Here is a 17,599-nt window from a genome sequence, read left to right as displayed (position 1 = left end):
GAACATATAATCACTGTCTGTACATCATGGTGAAAGGTGCCTGGTTGTGTTGCTTGGGGAGATGCTTTGTCAGGGTTGGTTCTTGGGGGGCAGGTTGAAGGCGAGGGTCAGGTTGGCGTATTGGATTAGGAGGACGCCGTCGGTGGCGGTCACGTCGTAGGACGGGTCTTTCAAGAAATTGAGGGTTGTGCGGGTGGTGCCGCGTTCGAGGTCGAGCACCGCCAGGCCTGGGCCGTCCTTTTGCGGTGCGTAGAGGTAGGGGCCGTGGACGGCGGCGTCTCGTACTTGGGGGCGGTCGTCGGTGTTGTGGGTCCAGGTCGTCCGGCCGTTGGTGAGGTTGAACGCCGTGGCCTGGTTGGCGGCGGCGACGACCACTCGTGAGCCCACGACGTCCACCTGGTCGCTGCTCGTGGTCTCCGGTACGGGACGGGACCAGCGGAGGCGTCCGTCGGTCGCGCGGTAGGCCGCCACACGGGTCTCGCCCTTCGGCGCGGACCGGCTGAAGGACGTCTCCACGACCACGACCGAGCCCTTGCCGATCGCCACGGGACGATGATCGGTGTGGCCTGGACGGCCCAGACCCGCGCTGTCGCCCTTGCGCCACAGCTTCGCGCCGTCCGACATGCGGTAGCCCGCGAGCTCGGACGGTCCCCCGCCGGAGTAGGGCGAGGCGGGCTCTGTGGCGACGGCCGCCATCCCTTCACCGGCCACCAGCTCGCGGTAGTTGGAGCCTTTCGGCGCCGCCGCCGACCACAGGACGCCGCGGTCGGCGCTGCGGATCGCCTTGAGCGTTCCGGCGCGTCCCTCGTCGGCGAAGAAGATCCCGGCGGCGACTCGCGGAGCGGCAGGGGACAGCCAGTACGGCATCGCGGACGGGTCAGCGGCCGAGGTGCACCAGAGCCGCCGTCCGGTGCGGAGATCGAGGCCCGCGGTGCGCGGTCGTGGCGGGCCGTCCTCCATCATGAAGCCGCCGTCCGGCCCTTCGGCGAGGGCGACGCTGACGCCGTCGGACGCCTCCGACGTGGCTCCCAAGGCGCCGGAGCGGTTCCACAGCAGCTTTCCGTCCGACACGCGCAGCGCACCGACGCGGCCGCCCTTGACCACGCCGTTCTCATCGGTGCCGTTCTCATCGGTGGCGCCCGCGACCAGCACGGCGCCGTTGGCGACCGGGCCCAACCGGCTGTGGTTTCGGGTGGTCGAATGGGCCGCGGCCCAGCGCAGCTTGAGCACGTCGCGGTCGCCGGGGAAGGCGCGCGCCTGCTCGAAGACCTGCTCGTACAGCTCGGCGAACCCGCGTCCGGTGGTGATCAGCGGCCGGTACTTGGCCTCGGCGGCCGGACGCGCCGACCTGAGGCCGTCGCCTTCGGCACGCTCCCGGAAGGCTGTGGCACATGTCGTCGCGCCGTTCGCGTCGCCGCACCCGCACATCGCGCCGACCACCACCACCGCCGCGGCCGACCACCGAAACAGCCGATGCAGCATGCCCGCAGCCTAGGTGATCATGGCCCGGTGGCCTACGTCAGTAGGTTGATCGGATGATCGAGGTTCGGAGTGCCCGGCCGGAGGACGGCGATGTGCTCGGCGAGATTCACGCCGCGGCTTGGGAGGCGTCCCATGCGCCCTTCTTTCCGCCGGAATTCGCGGCGCAGGCCGTCCAGAGCAGGCGTACAAAATGGCACGAGCGGATCGCGGCGGGGGTGGGGGTGATTCTGCTGGCCGTCCAGGACGGGCGTCCGCTGGCGTTGTCGTTCGTGCGTCCGTCCCCTACCCGGCCGGGGCTGGCGGAGATCTTCGCCTTCTACTGCCATCCGGACGGTTGGGGCGGCGGCATCGCCGCCACGCTGATGACCGCTACGCTGCGCCGCCTTCGCGAGGAAGGGTTCGTTTGGGTGCATCTGTGGACGCTGCGCGACACCCCGCAATCCCGCCGGTTCTACACCAAGTGCGGTTTCACTGAATCCGGCGTTACGCGTCCCTTCGACTACGGCGACGGAACCCCTATCACCCAGGTCGAATACGAGCGCCTTTGCTGAGCGTCGGTTGCGGTGTTGCGGTGGCGTGGTCAGCTGTGCGGAGGTGTGTCGGGTGTGAGGTCGTACGTGTTGAGCTGGGCGCCCGAGGTGAACTTTTGGGTGTCGGTTAGGCGGAGGTCTTTCTGCGGGTACTTGCCGTCGAACAGTGGGGTCCCGCCTCCGAGGAGGACGGGGTTGACGACGAGTCGCAGCTGGTCCAAGACGCCGAGGCGGAGGGCGGCGGTCGCGGCCTGGCCTCCGGCGAAGAGGGCGAGGTCGCGTCCGTCCTGGCGCTTGAGGTCGTTGAGGGCGGCGGCCGGATCGGAGCCGAGCAGGTGGGAGTTGTGCCACTCGGTGCTGTGGAGGGTGCGTGACATGACGTATTTCGGCAGTTCGTGCATCCGGCGCCGTTGTGTGGGTGAGACCTCGTCGCCGGCCGTGGGCCAGTATGCGGCGAGCTGTTCGTAGGCGGTCCGGCCGAAGACCATTCCGTCGATCGACTCCAGCATGGCGTCGATGTGGTCCTGGAATTCCTGGTCGGCGAATCGCCAGTCGATGTCGCCCGCCGGGTCGGCGATGTAGCCGTCGACCGACACGTTGATGTGCAGGAACAGGCGCCTCATGGGATCTCCTCGGAGTGATGATGTTCTTCTTGAACAGACGATCAAGAAGTCGATGGGAACACGTTCGCACTTCTTGAATGAGCTGTCAAGAAGTTGTACGATCCGGCCATGCCCCGCACCGGACGACCGCGCTCCTTCGACGACGGCCAGGTGGCCGGGAAAGCTCTTGAGCTGTTCTGGCGGCGCGGGTACGCGGCCACGTCGCTGCGGGATCTCAAGGACGAACTCGGTGTGCTGCCCGGGAGCCTCTACGCCGCGTACGGCGACAAGCACGGGCTCTTCCTGCGGGCACTGGGACGTTATGTGGACGCGGCCCGGGAACAGGCGGCCGAGCTCGACGGCGACGGGGATGTCCTGCCCCGGATCCGGGCGCTTCTGCTGAGCGTCCTCCAGGCCGCGCAGGAGACCCCCGGACGCGGCTGCATGCTCGGCAACACCGCCGCCGAACTGCTCCCCGCGGACGAGACCGCCGGACGGCTCGTCCATGACGGCTTCGGCGCGTTGGAGGGCGGCCTGGAGCAGGGGCTTCTGGCCGCGCAGCGATCAGGCGAGATCCGTCCCGACGTCGACTGCGGGGCCCAGGCGCGCCTCCTGCTCGCGCTCATGCAGGGACTCCACGTCGTCGCCCGCGCCGAGTCCGACCCCCGCCGCCTCACCGACGCCGTCGACGCCGCGCTCGCCCCACTGACCGACCACCCCTAGCCCGATTCGGCCGCTAGCCCGATTCGGCCGCTAGCCCGATTCGGCCGCTAGCCCGATTCGGCCGCTAGCCCGATTCGGCCGCTAGCCCGATCCGGCCGGTAGCCCGATCCTGCTGCTAGTCGGGTCGGGCCGCGAGTCGGGTCGGATGCTAGTTCGGTTTGGCCGCCTGCGTGATCTTCGGGTGAGTCCGTTCAGCAGGGGCTCAGTGTTTCCTGGTGGTAGGCGGGGGCGTCGTGGGCAGTTCGACGGTGATGTGGATACCGCCTGCGGGGCGTGGGGTGAGGGTGAGGGTGCCGTCGTGTGCGTGGGTGATGGTCTTGACGATCGCCAGGCCGAGACCGACGCCTGCGTGGTCGGTGTGTATGCGCCCGGCGCCGCGCTGGAATGGTTCGGTGAGTGTCGAGGCCAGTTGCGGGGTGAGTTTCTCGCCGGTGTTCTCGACGGCGAGGACCACAGACTCGGGGCGGAGGCTCGTAGTGACCCACACGGTGCCCTGTTCAGGCAGGTTGTGGACGATCCCGTTGTGCACGAGGTTCGTGGTCAGTTGGAGCAGGAGCGCTTGCGATCCGAACGTGGGGGTGATTTCGCCGCGGGTCTCGAGGGCGACGCCGTGCTTTTCCGCGAGGGGAAGAAGTGTTTCGGTGGCTTCTTCCGCCAGGAGCGACAAGTCGACTTGTTCGCGGATGAGGCACCGCTGCTCAGCGCGGCTGAGCAGGAGCATCGCCTCGGTGAGGTCGATCGCCCGAGTGTTGAGGACGTGGAGGCGGTCGATGACTTCGACGGCGTCGCGGTTCGGATCGGAGCGCGCCGCGTCGAGAAGTGACTTCGAGATCGCCAGCGGGGTGCGCAACTCGTGGGAGGCGTTGGTCGCGAATCTCTGCTGCTCGGCGACGTGCGCTTCGAGTCGTGCGAGCATCGCGTCGAATGCGTCGGCCAGTTCGCGGAATTCGTCCTTGCGGCCCGGCAGCCGGACGCGGTGGGAGAGCGATCCGTTCGTGGCCAGGCGTGTGGCGTCGGCGATGCGGGTCAGCGGGGCGAGCATCCGGCCCGCGAGGACCCACCCTCCCGAGAGGCCGAGCACCAGCAGGATCGCCAACACCGAGGCCGCCCTTGGAGCGAAAACACGCAGGAGGTTGGAGCGGATGGGAAAAACTCGAAGGGTGATGTCAGTGGAGCCGGGGATGATGAGCGCACGGTCGGGGACGTAGCGCAGGAGGAACGCCCACACCGCCGCGAGCAGCAGGACACCCGCGAGCATGAGGAATCCGGCGTAACTGAGGGTGAGTTTGGCCCGAACGCTCAATCCAGGTGCCCTATTCACGCTCGTCTCCCTCGCGTCCGGCCTCAGGTTGCGTGTTGGTGCGGTAGCCGACGCGCTTCCCTTCGATGCACAGGCCATTTATGGATGGTTTCTGCCGGATAGGGATCGTCCTCGACAATCGACACGCGCACGATTAATGAGGCTACGAGCCGACACATATCGTCGGCATATCGAAACTCCATACATGCCGGAAACTGGGGTGCCCGCGCTTCCTGTTTGTGCTCAGGCAGGGACTCCGTGTCGTCGCCCGCACCGAATCCGACCCCGCGCCGCGTCGCCGCCTGTCGTCGTCCGTCGCCGCCGTCGGCGCAGCGCGCCCCGATGGCCGATCACCGCCGGCCCGGTCGGGCCACCCGCGTGACCAGCGGCGAGACGTTCGGGAATGCCTCCACATGTGGCCGTTTCCAGGTCGGCTCTGGACATTTCAGGTGGAGTGTCAGCAGTCTGGAGAGGTGATCATTAAGCCGTGGCGCATCAGCTGGCTTTTGGTGATCTGCGGGCTGATCTGGCCCCCGTATGTCGTCCTGGCCCACTGGCTCGATGACGCACGATGGTGGCTGATCCTCATCGGCACCATCGGCGTGGGAGCGGTGGCGGGATGGGGCGGTCACACCCTGCATCGGCTGGAATTCAGGTGGCCACGACTGACGCAAATCGTCATGGCCCTTGGGTTGTTGATGAGCGGCGGATTCTTCGGCGCCGTGATCGCGTTCGTTGTCGCCCCGTTCGCCGGTCAGGCCGGACTGATGCCTTCGGCCGCGCTGCTCGGCCTTTACTGCCTGGGCTTCGCCCAGGTCGTCGACTACGGGTTCAGCGGCTTCACCCTGTCGTACCGGCACTCCGGTGGCACTGAGGTTGAGCTGCGCTTCTCCGCAGGCGACGACGTCCAGGGTTGATGAGCCACGCCCGTCCCGCGGCCGACCTTTCAATGCGTTTTGCCTCGGCTGACTGCTATTGGATGGTCGGGCGCGGGTTTGTGGTGGGGTGTCAGGCGAGCGATGGGGATTTGTTGGAGCCGGGTCACCTCGTGCCGTTCGTCGATGGACGTCTGCTTGAGCAGCCGGTCGAGCAGGGCGGCGGCGCGTTGGGTGTCACCAGTCAGCATTGTGATGTCGGCCGGTATCTGCTGGTCGGCGATATCGATGGTCATGGCAGTGGCGGTGCGCAGCGCCGTGTGGAGGGTGGTGTCGGCCTTGGTGGCCAGGACGATGTAGTCGTCGCCGTCTGGGAGGTAGCCGACGCCGATGGTCTTACCGACGGGCGTGGCCGGGCCGGTGATGGTGAGGAGCACGCCGGACCTGCCGTGAAAGCGATAGAGCACCACGCGGCCACGCGAGGCTGAGAACACGGCCTGGTTGACCCAGCCGATGACGTACACCAGTGCCTTGTCGATCGCCCGACGCATGGCGTTCTCCTTCGTCGAGGCGTTCGGTGCCTCGGTTATCGCGGACGGCGAGGGTCGGGGATGGGTTGGGGGCGCCAGGCTGTCGCGGCGATGGCCAGGAGGAGCGCGGTGAGGGTCAGCCAGTAGCCGAGGTCTTGTGCATTCGGCGGCGGGTTGGTCACCTGGGACGTCACGCCGGACAGGACGTAGATCGCCGCGGCCAGTGCCCAGCGCGGGCTGCGCGCGACGGCCGTGGCCAGCACTCCGGCAAGCAGGAGGACGCTCTCCGTGCCCGCCCTGAGCAGCTGCCACGTCTCGCCGTACTCCTGGATTTGGGAGAGGTAGGTGAGCGCTGCGGCGCCCGCCGGGATCGCTAGCCACCACAACGGTCGCGTGCGCAGGTTTCGCGGTCGGCCTGCCGCGAGGGCCAGCGCCGCGAGGGCCAGGGCCCCGATCGCCAGCACACCGTAGGGGGCCAGTGAGGCCCAGTTGTGGTACGCCGGTCCGAAGAATTGCGGCAGCCAGGATGAGGCTTCGGGCCCCACGAGCATGGCCCGGCCGGTCGAGAATGCCACGGCCAGGGCGAGTGGCAGGACGATCAGCACCCAGCCGCGCAGCAACGCCACGACGAGCGCTGCCGAAGCGGCCAGCCACCCGGTGGACGCGTGGTCGGCGATCCCGTAGACGAGGTTGGCGAGTGACAGTGTCAGCAGGCCGAGGTGTGCGCCGTCCGTCCACCAGGAGGGTGTGGCGTCTCCGGCGGCCGCGCGGGCGCGGGCGGCGAAGCCCGCGGTGAGGAGCCCGGCCGTTTCCCGTGGCGAGGGGACGCGGCGGGTGGTGTCGTTCAGCAGCGTGCCGAGGATCTCGGCGCCGTACTCCGCGCGGTGGCCGGACGGGAACGCCCGCAGGAAGAGCCGGTACCAGCCTTCGGTGAATGCTCCGCTCATGCTCCGGCCTCCCCCGTCGCGAAGGAGGTGCGGCTCGTGACGACCCGGGCGGCCTGCTCCAACCGGTGGGCCTCGCGGGTGACGGCGAGGCGCCCGTCCTCGGTCAGCCGGTAGTAGCGGCGCGGACGGCCCTGGACGGTCTCTTCGCCGTCCACGACGATCAGTCCGCTGGTCGCGAGCCGGTCGAGTGCGCCGTAGAGGGTGCCGACGGCGAGCCGGACACGTCCGTCCGAGAGCGTCTGGGCGCGCTTGATGATCCCGTAGCCGTGCAGGGGCCCGTCCAGCAGCGCGGCCAGGACGAAGTAGGTGGGCTCACGCATCACCGTGGTTCGTTCAATCATACGGCTGACGATACATCAGCTGCCGAAGTATCGCGAGCGGGTGGGGGCCGGCGTTCGGCGACGACGAGGAGCAGGGTCGGGGCGGTGGCGCACAGCCCGATCGCCAGGACCCACCAGAACGCGGTGCCGAAGCCGGACGCCTGCGCGGCCGGGGTCGTCGCGCCGTCCAACCGGCCCTGCAGGACGACGGCGAACAGCGCGGTGCTGATCGAGCCGCCGATGCGCTGGATCACGTTGAGCTGGACGGTCGCGTCGCTGATGGCGGCGGCAGGAACGGCGCGGTAGGCGGCGGTCATGATGGGGACCACGGTGGCCCCGACGCCGAGGCCGCGGACGGTCATGGCGGCGCCGAGCTCCCAGTACGAGGTGCCGGCCGTCACGAACACGAACGGCACCGTGGCGACGACGCTGATCAGGCCGCCGAGGAGCGCGGTCCGGCCGGTGCCGAGAGCCTTGATCAGCTTGTCGCCGCCGCCGATGGCGACGGCGATGCCGATGCCCTGGGGGATGAGGAGCAGCCCGGTGGTGACCGTGTCCTCATGGCGCACGATCTGGAAGTACAGCGGCATGAGGATGATGGCGCCGAAGATCACCGCGCCCAGGAAGAAGTTCGCCATGGACGCGGCGGCGAACCTGGCGTTGCGGTGCAGCCGCAGGTCGAGCAGCGGCGCCGGCGTCCGGAGGGCGTGGACGACGAAGCCCGCGAGCAGCGCCAGCCCGGCCGTGACCGGCCCCAGCACGGCGGCCGACGCGATGTCGCGGTGCTCGCCCAGCTCGGTCAGCCCGTAGGTGAGTCCCACGCAGCCCAGCGCGAGCGTGATCACGCCGGGCAGGTCGAGGCGTCCGGGCTGCCGGGCCGGGTCGGGCGGCAGCATGCGCGGTGCCAGCGCGACGATGAGGGCGCAGAGCGGGAGGTTGATCAGGAAGATCCAGCGCCAGCCCGCGTGCTGCAGCAGGAGCCCGCCGATCGTGGGGCCGATGATCGGGGCGAGGATGGTGGGGACACCGGTGACGCTCATGACCCGGGCCAGCCGTTCGGGCCCGGCGGCGCGGACGGCGAGGATCTGCGCGGCGGTGCTCGCGAGCGCCGCCGCAATGCCCTGGACGACCCGGAATGCGATCAGCTGTCCGACGGATCCGGCGAGGCCGCAGGCCAGGGAGCCCAGGCCGAAGGCGGCGATGCCGAGGATGTAGACGGGCCGGGCGCCGAAGCGTCCCGCGGCCCATCCGGACACGGGAAGCACGGCGGCCACGGCCAGCAGATAGGCGGTGACCAGCCACTGGATCGTGGACAGCGGGCTGCCCGTGCTGGTGGCGAGCGATTGGAGCGCCACGTTGACGATCGTCGAGTCGAGGAAGGCCAGGAACGATCCGAGCGTGGTGACGAGGAGCACCCGGCGCAGCTGGGGGGAGAAGGACGTGCCCATTCGGATTCCGTCCAGTTCCGTAGGATGAGTGATCGGACGAAACGAAGCAGTGCTCCGGAAATATACGGAGCACTGCTCCGGAAGGCAAGCGTGGAGGTGTTCCCGGTGGGCGAAGCGGCGTTGCGCGCCGATGCGCGCCGCAATCGTGAGCGGCTGCTGACCGTGACCCGGCAGGTCGTCGCCGAGGAGGGCGCGAACGTCTCGCTGCGGGACATCGCCCGCCGGGCCGAGGTGGGGATCGGCACCCTCTACCGGCACTTCCCCACGCGCGAGGCGCTGCTGGACGCCGCGCTGCGGGACGGCCTCGAATCCCTCACGGCCGAGGCCGACGAGGGACTCCTCGCCGACTCGCCCGGAGAGGCGCTGCTGGCCTGGCTGGAGCGTTTCTCCGCACGCTCCCGGGCGTGGTGCGCGCTGCCGATGCCGACCGGTCAGCCCGGTACGCAGCCCGAACTCCAGGCCGCGTCCCGGGCCATGGCCGAGTCCGTCGCGCGGCTCCTCACCCGGGCCCAGGACGCCGGACAGGTGCGCCGGGACGTGGACGCCGGAGACCTGCTCGCCACGGCACGAGCCATCGGCTGGCTGTCGGAGCACACCGAACCGGACCGCGTGACCCGCATCCTGGCCGTCATCCACGAGGGCCTCACAACGGACGGCCCGTAGAGATTCAGCGGAACTATCCGGTGTGGGCCACGTCGACCACGAGCAGCTCGCCGCCGCCGTCGCGCGGGAAAGTGCGGACCCGGAACGGCAGGACCTCCCGGACGCCCAGGCCGATCCTCGTGTGCGCCTCGAACGAGCCTGCTCCCGCCACCTGCCGGAACGCGGTGTAGCCACCGACATCCGCGAGCTCGGACGAGCCGGACGGGAACCCCGGGGCGGCATCCGCTCGGACGTCGATCTGCAACTTGGCGCCGCCTCGCAGCGAAATCGGCTTGCCGGAGGCCACCTGTTCCACCTCGTCGACGTACCCGACGAGGTAGCTGAAGCCCGACCCGTCCACCTCGATGACCAGTTCGTCATAACAGGTCTGACGCTCGGTATGGAGCCGCTCAACCTGCCCGTTCGAGCTGCCCACCCTTGCCACCACGTGCGTCCCCCACGCGGTGTCGCACGCGGCGGACGCGGACGTGCCGAGCACCCCGACAAGAACGGCCGACAACACGAGAGTCAGCAACCCCCCGGATAATGCGCGCATCCTGGACCTCCATCACAAAATTTGACACCGACTGTCAAAGGAGACGTCCCGTGCCCGCTGACGGTTGCCCCGGTGCCACGTCCAGATGCGGCGGCCCGCAGTCGACCGCGCCGGATTGGATCAGCCCGGTGCCGCGAACCCCGATTCGCTCCGCTTCACCTGTTTGACGAGGTCGGCAAAGCCCTCAGGAGTAAGCGTGAGGAGCCCCGCCCCGGGCGCCTTGCTGTCCCTGATGGCGATGCCCTGCGGCAGCACGGCCAACTCAACGGTCGTCGCGGAAGTACTGCTGTGCCGCGTGCCGCTCGGAGCAGTGGCGCAAGCTGAAGCGCTCCAGCGAGGTGTATGCCGCCGCGGTGGCGGAGCTGGCGGCGGTGGGAGCCGATCGCGGGCCGACGTCCTGGGAGGTGCGGGCGGCTGTTCCCCCAGGACAGATCCAGCCATTTCCGGATCATTCAGCCGTTCGCGACTCCGTCACCGTGACGCCCTCGCGAACGGCTTTCCGCCGCCGCCACGCCCGCGTCCGGCACCGCGGACTGCAGAAGATCGCCCCCGTCTGTCTCTCGGCGCCGACCACCCACTCGGTTCCGCACTCCGGACACATCGCCCGGGCCGCCGGCGAGCCATCCAGAATCACCGCCACCCGGGCCCGGCCCCGTCGCACCCACCGCCAATGCCGAGCCCGGCACGACGCGCTACAGAAGCGAGCATCCCGCCGCAACCAGCCCGGAAGCGAGTCCCCACATCCAGGACACCGCCACAACCCGCCCTCGGCCACACTTCAAGCGTGAGCGTGCCGAGCCAAGCCTGCCAACGCCCTCACAGGCGCGAACTTAGAACCGGGTTGTGGTATCGGTCGTGGCCATCTTGCGCACTTGCTCAGCCGAGACCCCCCGGATTCCGCGCAGGTCCGCGCCGGTCGGGTCCGCGCCGCGCAGGTCCGCTTTGGTCAGGTACGCCAAGGGAACCCCCGCACTTGGCCCGTGCGTCGCCGCGCAGGCCGCCTGCTGATCGCGGCGTACCGGGCCGGTGAGTTGAGCACTCGCCGGGGAAGTGGGCCCGTGAGGGGTCAATCCTCCGGCGTCCCTTGAGTCGGCCAGCTCGGACTGCAGCTTGAACGCCAGCCCGCAGTTCGCGCACCTCCGCGTGTCCCCACGCCGGCCCACACACCCGATTCTCCCAGCTCTGGAACAAGCCGTCAGGACGCTTGGAACCTCTCCGGGCCAAGATCATACTGATGGCATCGCGTATCAAGGTGTCGTGAGTTCCATGCGCTGACGCCGGTGGGAGGCGTAGCTGGCCCAGTACGCCCCGGCCAGGATGGCGTGGTCCTCGGCGCACTCGGCGGTGTAGCCCAGGGGCCTGGGCTGCAACGGCTGGTGGCATGTCCAGGACCAGGGTGCGGATGGCGGCGAGCCGGGTGCCGAGCAGGTTGCTCCCGGACTTGGCCAGCTCAGTTCGAGGCCGTCACCGGCAGGAGCACTCCCACCGGCGGCGGCCCCGCCAAGTGCTTCGCCTTCGTGCAGACCTACGACGACAAACCCAACGACGGCTGTACGAGGTGCTGCGCACCCAGGGCATGACCGACAACCAGCAGGTCGTGTTCCTTACCGACGGCGGTGAGGACATCCGCGACCTGCCCCGCTATCTCAACCCCCAAGCCGAGCACTACCTGGACTGGTTCCACATCACCATGCGCCTGACCGTGCTCCGCCGGATGACCCGGTCCCTCCCGCCACCAGCGGCCAGCCATGACGACCACGACCAGCCATACACCGTCGACCCCGCCCAGGTCGACCGGACACTGGAGCGCATCAAGCATTTCCTGTGGCACGGCAACACCTTCCGCGCCCTGGACCTGCTCAATGACCTGGTCGACGACTTCGAACTCGTGTGCGCCGACGACCTCGACGAAAAGCAGCAGGCATTCTTCACCCGGCTCGGCGAGTTCCGCGGCTACTCCGCGGCTACAACTACGGCGAACGCCACCGCTGTGGTGAGGCCATCTCTAGCGCGACCGCCGAGTCCACCGTCAACCAGGTGATCAGCCGTCGCATGGTCAAGAAACAGCAGATGCGCTGGTCACCCCGCGGCGCCCATCTACTCCTACAGATCCGCACCCGCGTCCTGAACGGCGACCTCGCCGACGACTTCGCCCGCTGGTATCCCGGGCTCAACCGCTCGGATCACTCACCGGTCGAACTCGCGGCCTGACCTTCTCCACGGTTTCTCTCGGTTCCTCCAGGCGGCCAGAGTGCGACGCTCGGCCAAGCGGAAGAAGACCTTCACCGGCCACCCGGCGTGGACCCACGAGAACGTCTACATCGTCACCAGCCGACCGCATGGCGACGCCCAGGCCGACCGGGTCGCGCGCACCGTGAGGAGCACTGGGGATGCGAGGTCGTCCACTGGCAGCGCGACGTCGTGTTCGGCGAGCGCCCACGCCGCCCGTACCAGCAACGGCCCGATCAACCTCGCCATCCTCCGCAACACCGCCCTGACCAGGCGCGACACCAACGGCACCAGGGTGGGCGCCAAGACCCTACGCGCGCGTACCCGCAAACCAGAACGCGCACTGCCGGCACTCGCCTCATAGAAGATCAACTTTGCAATCGCCCTGCCTTGAGGCGCCATCCACAGCGTCATCGACCGCACCCACGTCTTGCAGGCCGGACACGCCGACCAGGTCATGATGCGCCGGTGGCCGGAGCCCGGCCACCGGCGCATCGTCAAGGGCGTGTCAACGCCAGGCCGTTCGGCCCTGGGTCAGCTCCGGCACTCGCGCACGCTCGCCCCGTTGGGGTCTTCGCGGGCCATGGACTTGATGTGTCCGTACCACTGACCGTTCACGTTGCCCCAGTCGCCGGCGCCTAACGGGGTGGACGCGCCGCGACAGTGGGTCTCTGAGTAGACGCGCCAAGAGTAAGCGCTCTTGTTGAACCACGAGCGTGCGTAGTAGCCGACGTTGGTGCCGTGAAGGTCGTCGTCGTAGGAGAGGCGATCCCAGACGAGGCCGCCCCTGTCCTGCTGGGTGAAGAGACAGAACTCTTTCGCGTCGCAGTGTCCATCGGGCGCTCCCGTGGCGGCGGGAGCGCCCTGTGCCGCGGACGCGAGAGGCGCCCACCCCGCGAGAGAGGCCACCGCCACGGCGCCGACGAGCAGCGCGGGCACCATCCTGTTTCCAAGCATGGGAAATCTCCTGTCTGGTTGCGTACCGGGTCGGTTCCGGGCCGACGGCAGGTGCCGGTGATCTGGCGGGGATGACGTTTCTCCGCCTGCCGGCCCTTCTGGCCCGGCGTGATGCTTCCTGCCGCCCACATACTTCGACGACGTGGACCAGCAGCGGAACCGGTTGCTCGTTTCCTGCTCGTGCCAGCACCAGGAAACCCGCCTTGAGCGGTCATCTCTTGGTGGGACTCCATGTGAAGCGCCGGGATGTCCCCGATTGGCTGCGCGCGGCCGGAGTGTCGCTGTGAGGATGGGCGACCTGCTGCGCATCCAGCCCACGAGTTCGGCGCCGGGCTGCAGACATCGCCGACCGCTCCGGCGTACCCGCCTAGTGCGGTGACCACAAACCTTGCCCGGGTCTGGTCGGGCCGCCTTGGGGCGGGGTCGTCCCCAGCGTTGTCTGCGTTCGCTGCGGATGTGGGCGCGTTCGCGGCGTTGGGCGGCCAGCACGTCGGGGTGGCGGGCGTTGGCGTTGCGTCAGCGCGGGTAGGCCTGGAGCTCCCATGCCTATGACGGCGACCGTTCGACGGGGTTCGGCGCTGCGGCGATGACCACGACTAGCCGTACACCGTCGACCCCGCTCAGGCCGACCGGACCCTCGAGGGGGTCAAGCACTACCTGTGGCACGGCAATACCTTCCGCGCCCTGGACCTGCTGAACGACCTGGTCGACGATCTCGAACTCGCGTGCGCTGAGGGACCCCGACGACAAGCAGCAGGCTTTCTTCACCCGGTTCAGCGAGTTCCGTGGCTACATCGACCGCAACCAATACGAGATCCCTAACTACGGCGAACGCCACCGCTGTGGCGAGGCAATCTCCAGCGCCACCGCCGAGGCCACCGTCAACCAGGTCATCAGCCGCCGAATGGTCAAGAAACAGCAGATGCGGTGGACACCCGCGGCGCCCACCTGCTCCTGCAGATCCGCACCCGCGTCCTCAACCACGACCTCGAAAACGACTTCGCCCGCTGGTACCCCAGCTCAGATCAAGCGCTCAGGCTCGCGGCTTGACTCGTTCCCACGGTTTCTCGGTCTGCTTTTCCCGGCATGCCGGGAAAAGCAGTGGTGCGCATCCCGCCGACCGGCCACTCTGTGTCCCATGCTGATCACGCTGACGCCGGACTCGCATGGCGAACTGGCCCATCAGAACCTCGGTCACGTGCTGCACCAGGCCAGGAACCTCTACAGCAGCGGTCCGGGCGATGCCCACGAACTTCAAGCCGCGTACGTCACCTGGGCGACCGAGGCGAGACACAGTCTTCGCACGTTTATCAGCAGCGCTGACATCGACCGCCTGATCACCACGCCGCAGTTCATGGCGATCCTCGCCTTGCAGGTCCCGTTGACGGGAAAACACATAGTCCAGCTCAGCGCGCTTCCCGGCCCGATGCGCGGCCTGATCTCAGCAGAGATCGGCGAGCACATCCGGCTCCTGGAGGGGCGACGCCCGGCGATGACGTCCACCTGATCCTGCCGCTGCCCGTGCTGGACGAGCTGGACCGGCAAAGGACCGTGGCCAAGGCGGCGCCGCCACGAACGCGCGCGACACGGCCCACAAGCCGAAGAAGGATCCGCGCGGGTCCCAGCACCCCAGCCGAGGCGGTGAACGGCCTACGACGACGGCGGGAGATGAGGAAGCACCGAACGCTGCAGGATCGACGGCCGGGGAGGGGTGAGAGTCTGCGTCGGGCGCACCGGGTGACGGCTCGGGGGATCGGTCGGCGGGAGGTCGCTCATGCAGATCAGGCCGCCCGCACCCTGAAGATCTCACGCCCAGCGGGCAAGCGCGGTGCTAGCGGACAGGGTGAAAGTGCTGGTGGGCGGACTGGTGGGGTGCTGGTTGATGGACGTGGGTGGTACTGGCTGACGGACAGCCGGGTGCGGTTTGGCGGACAGATCGAGTGCCGGCGGGTGGCCAGCGGGTGCTGGTGGGCGGACAGGGAAACTGCCGGTTGGGGATTGGGTTGGAGTTGGCCAGGGCGCGTGGCAACGAGTCTCGACTGCAGGGGCCGCGACAGCAGGACGTGCGCCGTCAGTCGTGCTGCCACGGCCCCAGCCAATGCCCACGAGCACCCGATCTCATGCGAGGTCCCGGGACGGTTGGCCCCCTTGGAAACAAACCGTCCTCCCCCTCGCTGGCGGCACAGCAACTCGCGCGACACGTTCGAGGGTGACCTGAGTCACGGTCATTAGCTTTATGATCGCGGTTCCTTCGTCTTGGCGCCGCCCCTCGTGGGCGGCCTCACCTCAGCCACGAACGCCACCACCCCGATCCGATACCGCCTCCCGGATTCTTTTCACCATCGTCCCGACCGCAGGGGGAGGGCCCCGCCCTCTGCGGTCGGAGAGGGCGGGGCCTTCGGTTCTCAACCCCTCCGGTCTCGGATGGAGGAGGGGGTACGGCTCTACCGGACGTTGTAGCCCTGGGAGCGCCAGAATGAGTTGGGGTTCGGGTTCTCCAGGTGCGGGTCGCCGAGGCTCTTGGCCGCGTGCGTCCGCCGTCCGGGGCGCATCTCGACGTGGGTGTGCGCGTTCGACTTGGACGACACGCCGCGCCACGCCTCGTCGGCGATGGTCTGCCCGCGGCTGATGTGCTGCCCCTCCCGCAGGCCGTCCCGTGGATCGGTGTGCAGGTAGATCACCGTCTTCTTCAGCGAGGAGTTGTAGATGGCGATCGTGGAAAGCCCCCGCCTGCCGTCGCGCCCGCGCGCGATGTAGATGACCTGACCGCTCACCAGGGCGTGGACGTCGGAGCCGATGCTGCGGGCGAAGTCGATGCCCTCGTGCCGACCGCGGGTTTTCCTGGAGTAGCCGTCGAACTTGCAGGTGATCCGGCCGCCGCTCGCCTGGTAAAGCCCGTACGACATGTTCACGCTCGGCGACGGCGCGAACTGGTGCGAGGCGTTCTGGTTCTTCAGCGTGGAGTCCAGGTTGCCCTTGGCGCCTGCCCTGAAGTCCTGGGAATGGCCGCCGTAGTCGCTGTTGAAGTAGACGCGGACGGTCTTGGCGCTGCGGTTCCAGACCGAGGCGGCGTTGTTCTTGACGCACTTGCCCTTGCCGTCGCCGGGGCCGTTGAACTCGTAGCAGGAGGGCTGCTTGGCGCCGTAGTTGGAGAGGGAGCCGGTGAAGTCGGAGACCGACCCCTTGGTGCCGCTGTTGAAGTAGTAGCAGAACTCGCCGCTCTCGCACACGCCGTTGCGGCTCGCCGCCGCGGCGGGTGGCGCGATGGCCGACGCCGCGCCGCCGAGCGCGATGGCGGCGGTCGTCACGGCCAGGACCTTGCTGAACGTTCCCATGGTGTTCCCCGATGTTCGTGTCGTTCGTGCGGATTTCGGATCTGGGTGGTCAGTGGCGCTGGTACTCCTCCCAGGTGCGGATGGTCACCTTCGGGCCGTCGTCCGGGCCTTGGTCGGCCAGTCCGTTCCGGCCGAGGTAGTAGTCACCGGTCTGGTGCTGGGCCGGACGGGAAAGGTCGGTGTCGCTGATGGCGACGGCGTGGATGTGCCACGACCAGTCGCCCTGGCGGGGGCTGCGCACCCACGCCGCGAACCCGACGCGGCGTAGCGCGCCGGCCGCCGCGGTGCGGGCGGCGGGCCCCATCCCCTTGGTCGAGATGTCCACGGCGCCGCCGCCGTCGTGGGTGCCCGCGGAGGTGGGGTCGCCGCCGGGGTTGTAGGACCCCTGTTCCAGCACCAGGCGGCGGCCGAGCAGTCGCTCCGCCTCGGCGAGCATGTCCCGCGTGCGGGTGTTGACGACGGCGCCGCCGGTGGACACCCGCGGGCCCGGCCCGATGAGGCGGGTGACGGTGAAGCGCCCGGCTCCGAGCCGGACGAGCGAGGCCCGGCCCGGCAGGCCGCTGGCGTCCAGGCCGGTGTGGCCGAGCGACCGCTGGTAGGCGGCGTACGCGGCGATCGTCGTGGTGCCGAAGTGGCCGTCGACCCACCGGCGGTCGAGCAGGTGCTGGGCGCGGAGCGCCCGCTCCACCAGCAGCACGCTGGCCTTGGCACCCGGCGTCAGCGTGCCATCGGCCCTGCGCGGGTCGATCTGCGCAGCCTTGACGATGGCCTCCATGTCCACGGTCGGCAGGGCCGCGGTGCCCGACGCCCGCGCGGCCGGAGTGCCGAACGGTCCGGTCGGAGAGGCGAGCACGGCCGCCGCCACGAGAGCGGCGGCACACGAGGCCGGCTTCATCGCCGCCTCCCGCCGCGCGAGCGGCGGACGCACCGGCGGGCGAACGGCCGACGCCGGGCACCGGGGGATCCGGCGGACTCGCCTCGTGACCGGAGCCGTCCGGGTCCCCCCGGAACCGCCGGGCAGTCGCCGCGCCGTCTCGAGGTTCTCACCGCTCCAACGGGAATGTTCGCCTGGGGGCCAACCACTGCGGGACCGCCTACACGAGGACGGCACGTGGTCGTTGAG

The 17,599-nt window shown here is 69.0% G+C and carries 19 protein-coding genes and 2 pseudogenes; 9 read left to right on the top strand and 12 right to left on the bottom strand.

The features are described 5' to 3' along the window. Nucleotides 1-69: 69 nt before the first annotated feature. Nucleotides 70-1,482, bottom strand: a complete 1,413-nt coding sequence (locus ACH34T_RS18475) for a PQQ-binding-like beta-propeller repeat protein (protein WP_395993384.1) — start codon at nucleotides 1,480-1,482, stop codon at nucleotides 70-72. 53 nt (nucleotides 1,483-1,535) lie between these two features. On the opposite strand from ACH34T_RS18475, the gene ACH34T_RS18470 reads away from it, so the two are divergent. Next, the gene (locus ACH34T_RS18470; RefSeq protein ID WP_395993383.1) at nucleotides 1,536-2,033 is read left to right on the top strand and encodes a GNAT family N-acetyltransferase; all 498 of its coding nucleotides are present in this window, start codon (nucleotides 1,536-1,538) and stop codon (nucleotides 2,031-2,033) included. 29 nt (nucleotides 2,034-2,062) lie between these two features. On the opposite strand, the gene ACH34T_RS18465 is transcribed toward ACH34T_RS18470, so the two are convergent. Next, nucleotides 2,063-2,635 (bottom strand): dihydrofolate reductase family protein, encoded by a 573-nt coding sequence (locus ACH34T_RS18465; protein WP_395993382.1) that lies wholly within the window; start codon nucleotides 2,633-2,635, stop codon nucleotides 2,063-2,065. A gap of 108 nt (nucleotides 2,636-2,743) precedes the next feature. On the opposite strand from ACH34T_RS18465, the gene ACH34T_RS18460 reads away from it, so the two are divergent. Further along, nucleotides 2,744-3,337 carry a TetR/AcrR family transcriptional regulator gene (locus tag ACH34T_RS18460; RefSeq protein WP_395993381.1) on the top strand — a complete coding sequence of 198 codons (594 nt, stop codon included), beginning with the start codon at nucleotides 2,744-2,746 and terminating at the stop codon, nucleotides 3,335-3,337. Between the two features lie 202 nt (nucleotides 3,338-3,539). Here ACH34T_RS18460 and ACH34T_RS18455 read toward each other — a convergent pair whose 3' ends face one another. Beyond that, the gene (locus ACH34T_RS18455) at nucleotides 3,540-4,736 is read right to left on the bottom strand and encodes a sensor histidine kinase (protein WP_395993380.1); all 1,197 of its coding nucleotides are present in this window, start codon (nucleotides 4,734-4,736) and stop codon (nucleotides 3,540-3,542) included. A 374-nt stretch (nucleotides 4,737-5,110) separates the two neighbouring features. On the opposite strand from ACH34T_RS18455, the gene ACH34T_RS18450 reads away from it, so the two are divergent. After that, entirely contained in the window at nucleotides 5,111-5,554 is a 444-nt protein-coding gene (locus ACH34T_RS18450) for a hypothetical protein (RefSeq protein ID WP_395993379.1), read from the top strand. 29 nt (nucleotides 5,555-5,583) lie between these two features. On the opposite strand, the gene ACH34T_RS18445 is transcribed toward ACH34T_RS18450, so the two are convergent. The 4 genes from ACH34T_RS18445 to ACH34T_RS18430 are packed head-to-tail and all read right to left on the bottom strand — an operon-like array spanning nucleotide 5,584 to nucleotide 8,757. Further along, entirely contained in the window at nucleotides 5,584-6,063 is a 480-nt protein-coding gene (locus ACH34T_RS18445) for a hypothetical protein (RefSeq protein WP_395993378.1), read from the bottom strand. Between the two features lie 35 nt (nucleotides 6,064-6,098). Then, on the bottom strand, nucleotides 6,099-6,989 hold the full coding sequence (locus tag ACH34T_RS18440; protein WP_395993377.1) for a hypothetical protein: 891 nt from the start codon (nucleotides 6,987-6,989) through the stop codon (nucleotides 6,099-6,101). Continuing rightward, nucleotides 6,986-7,330, bottom strand: coding sequence for a PadR family transcriptional regulator (locus ACH34T_RS18435; protein WP_395993376.1), 345 nt, complete (start codon nucleotides 7,328-7,330; stop codon nucleotides 6,986-6,988). Before ACH34T_RS18435 ends, ACH34T_RS18440 begins: the two co-directional genes overlap by 4 nt. Next, nucleotides 7,327-8,757, bottom strand: coding sequence for a DHA2 family efflux MFS transporter permease subunit (locus tag ACH34T_RS18430; protein WP_395993375.1), 1,431 nt, complete (start codon nucleotides 8,755-8,757; stop codon nucleotides 7,327-7,329). Before ACH34T_RS18430 ends, ACH34T_RS18435 begins: the two co-directional genes overlap by 4 nt. A 105-nt stretch (nucleotides 8,758-8,862) precedes the next feature. On the opposite strand from ACH34T_RS18430, the gene ACH34T_RS18425 reads away from it, so the two are divergent. Then, complete coding sequence (locus tag ACH34T_RS18425; protein ID WP_395993374.1) at nucleotides 8,863-9,420, top strand: TetR/AcrR family transcriptional regulator; 558 nt, start codon at nucleotides 8,863-8,865, stop codon at nucleotides 9,418-9,420. A 13-nt stretch (nucleotides 9,421-9,433) separates the two neighbouring features. Here ACH34T_RS18425 and ACH34T_RS18420 read toward each other — a convergent pair whose 3' ends face one another. Both ACH34T_RS18420 and ACH34T_RS18415 read right to left on the bottom strand, forming a co-directional pair. Continuing rightward, nucleotides 9,434-9,934: a hypothetical protein gene (locus ACH34T_RS18420; protein WP_395993373.1), complete on the bottom strand. Its 501-nt coding sequence runs from the start codon at nucleotides 9,932-9,934 to the stop codon at nucleotides 9,434-9,436. A 141-nt stretch (nucleotides 9,935-10,075) separates the two neighbouring features. Further along, nucleotides 10,076-10,396 (bottom strand): DUF397 domain-containing protein, encoded by a 321-nt coding sequence (locus tag ACH34T_RS18415; protein WP_395993372.1) that lies wholly within the window; start codon nucleotides 10,394-10,396, stop codon nucleotides 10,076-10,078. Between the two features lie 1,076 nt (nucleotides 10,397-11,472). Here ACH34T_RS18415 and ACH34T_RS18410 point away from each other — a divergent pair. The 3 genes and pseudogenes from ACH34T_RS18410 to ACH34T_RS18400 all read left to right on the top strand — a co-directional run. Further along, nucleotides 11,473-11,667 (top strand): annotated as a pseudogene (locus ACH34T_RS18410) (ISKra4 family transposase); the annotation flags it as partial. Nucleotides 11,668-11,923: 256 nt separating this feature from the next. Next, nucleotides 11,924-12,166 (top strand): annotated as a pseudogene (locus ACH34T_RS18405) (ISKra4 family transposase); the annotation flags it as partial. A gap of 40 nt (nucleotides 12,167-12,206) precedes the next feature. Continuing rightward, a complete protein-coding gene (locus ACH34T_RS18400; protein ID WP_395993371.1) occupies nucleotides 12,207-12,548 on the top strand; it encodes a hypothetical protein in 342 nt (113 codons plus the stop codon). Nucleotides 12,549-12,718: 170 nt separating this feature from the next. On the opposite strand, the gene ACH34T_RS18395 is transcribed toward ACH34T_RS18400, so the two are convergent. After that, nucleotides 12,719-13,141, bottom strand: coding sequence for a peptidase inhibitor family I36 protein (locus tag ACH34T_RS18395; protein ID WP_395993370.1), 423 nt, complete (start codon nucleotides 13,139-13,141; stop codon nucleotides 12,719-12,721). Between the two features lie 927 nt (nucleotides 13,142-14,068). Between ACH34T_RS18395 and ACH34T_RS18390 the strand changes: the two genes are divergently transcribed. Both ACH34T_RS18390 and ACH34T_RS18385 read left to right on the top strand, forming a co-directional pair. Next, complete coding sequence (locus ACH34T_RS18390; protein WP_395993369.1) at nucleotides 14,069-14,191, top strand: hypothetical protein; 123 nt, start codon at nucleotides 14,069-14,071, stop codon at nucleotides 14,189-14,191. Between the two features lie 88 nt (nucleotides 14,192-14,279). Then, nucleotides 14,280-14,648 carry a hypothetical protein gene (locus tag ACH34T_RS18385; RefSeq protein ID WP_395993368.1) on the top strand — a complete coding sequence of 123 codons (369 nt, stop codon included), beginning with the start codon at nucleotides 14,280-14,282 and terminating at the stop codon, nucleotides 14,646-14,648. Nucleotides 14,649-15,585: 937 nt separating this feature from the next. Here ACH34T_RS18385 and ACH34T_RS18380 read toward each other — a convergent pair. Together ACH34T_RS18380 and ACH34T_RS18375 are read right to left on the bottom strand one after the other, a co-directional pair. Further along, entirely contained in the window at nucleotides 15,586-16,476 is an 891-nt protein-coding gene (locus tag ACH34T_RS18380) for a peptidase inhibitor family I36 protein (protein WP_395993367.1), read from the bottom strand. A gap of 49 nt (nucleotides 16,477-16,525) precedes the next feature. Continuing rightward, nucleotides 16,526-17,371 (bottom strand): peptidoglycan-binding protein, encoded by an 846-nt coding sequence (locus ACH34T_RS18375; protein WP_395993366.1) that lies wholly within the window; start codon nucleotides 17,369-17,371, stop codon nucleotides 16,526-16,528. Between the last annotated feature and the right edge of the window lie 228 nt (nucleotides 17,372-17,599).

It is taken from the genome of Actinomadura sp. 9N215, from assembly GCF_044326345.1.
Lineage (GTDB): Bacteria > Actinomycetota > Actinomycetes > Streptosporangiales > Streptosporangiaceae > Spirillospora.
The sequence above is the reverse complement of the archived record's forward strand: the minus strand, read 5'-3'. Positions and strand labels throughout refer to the sequence as shown.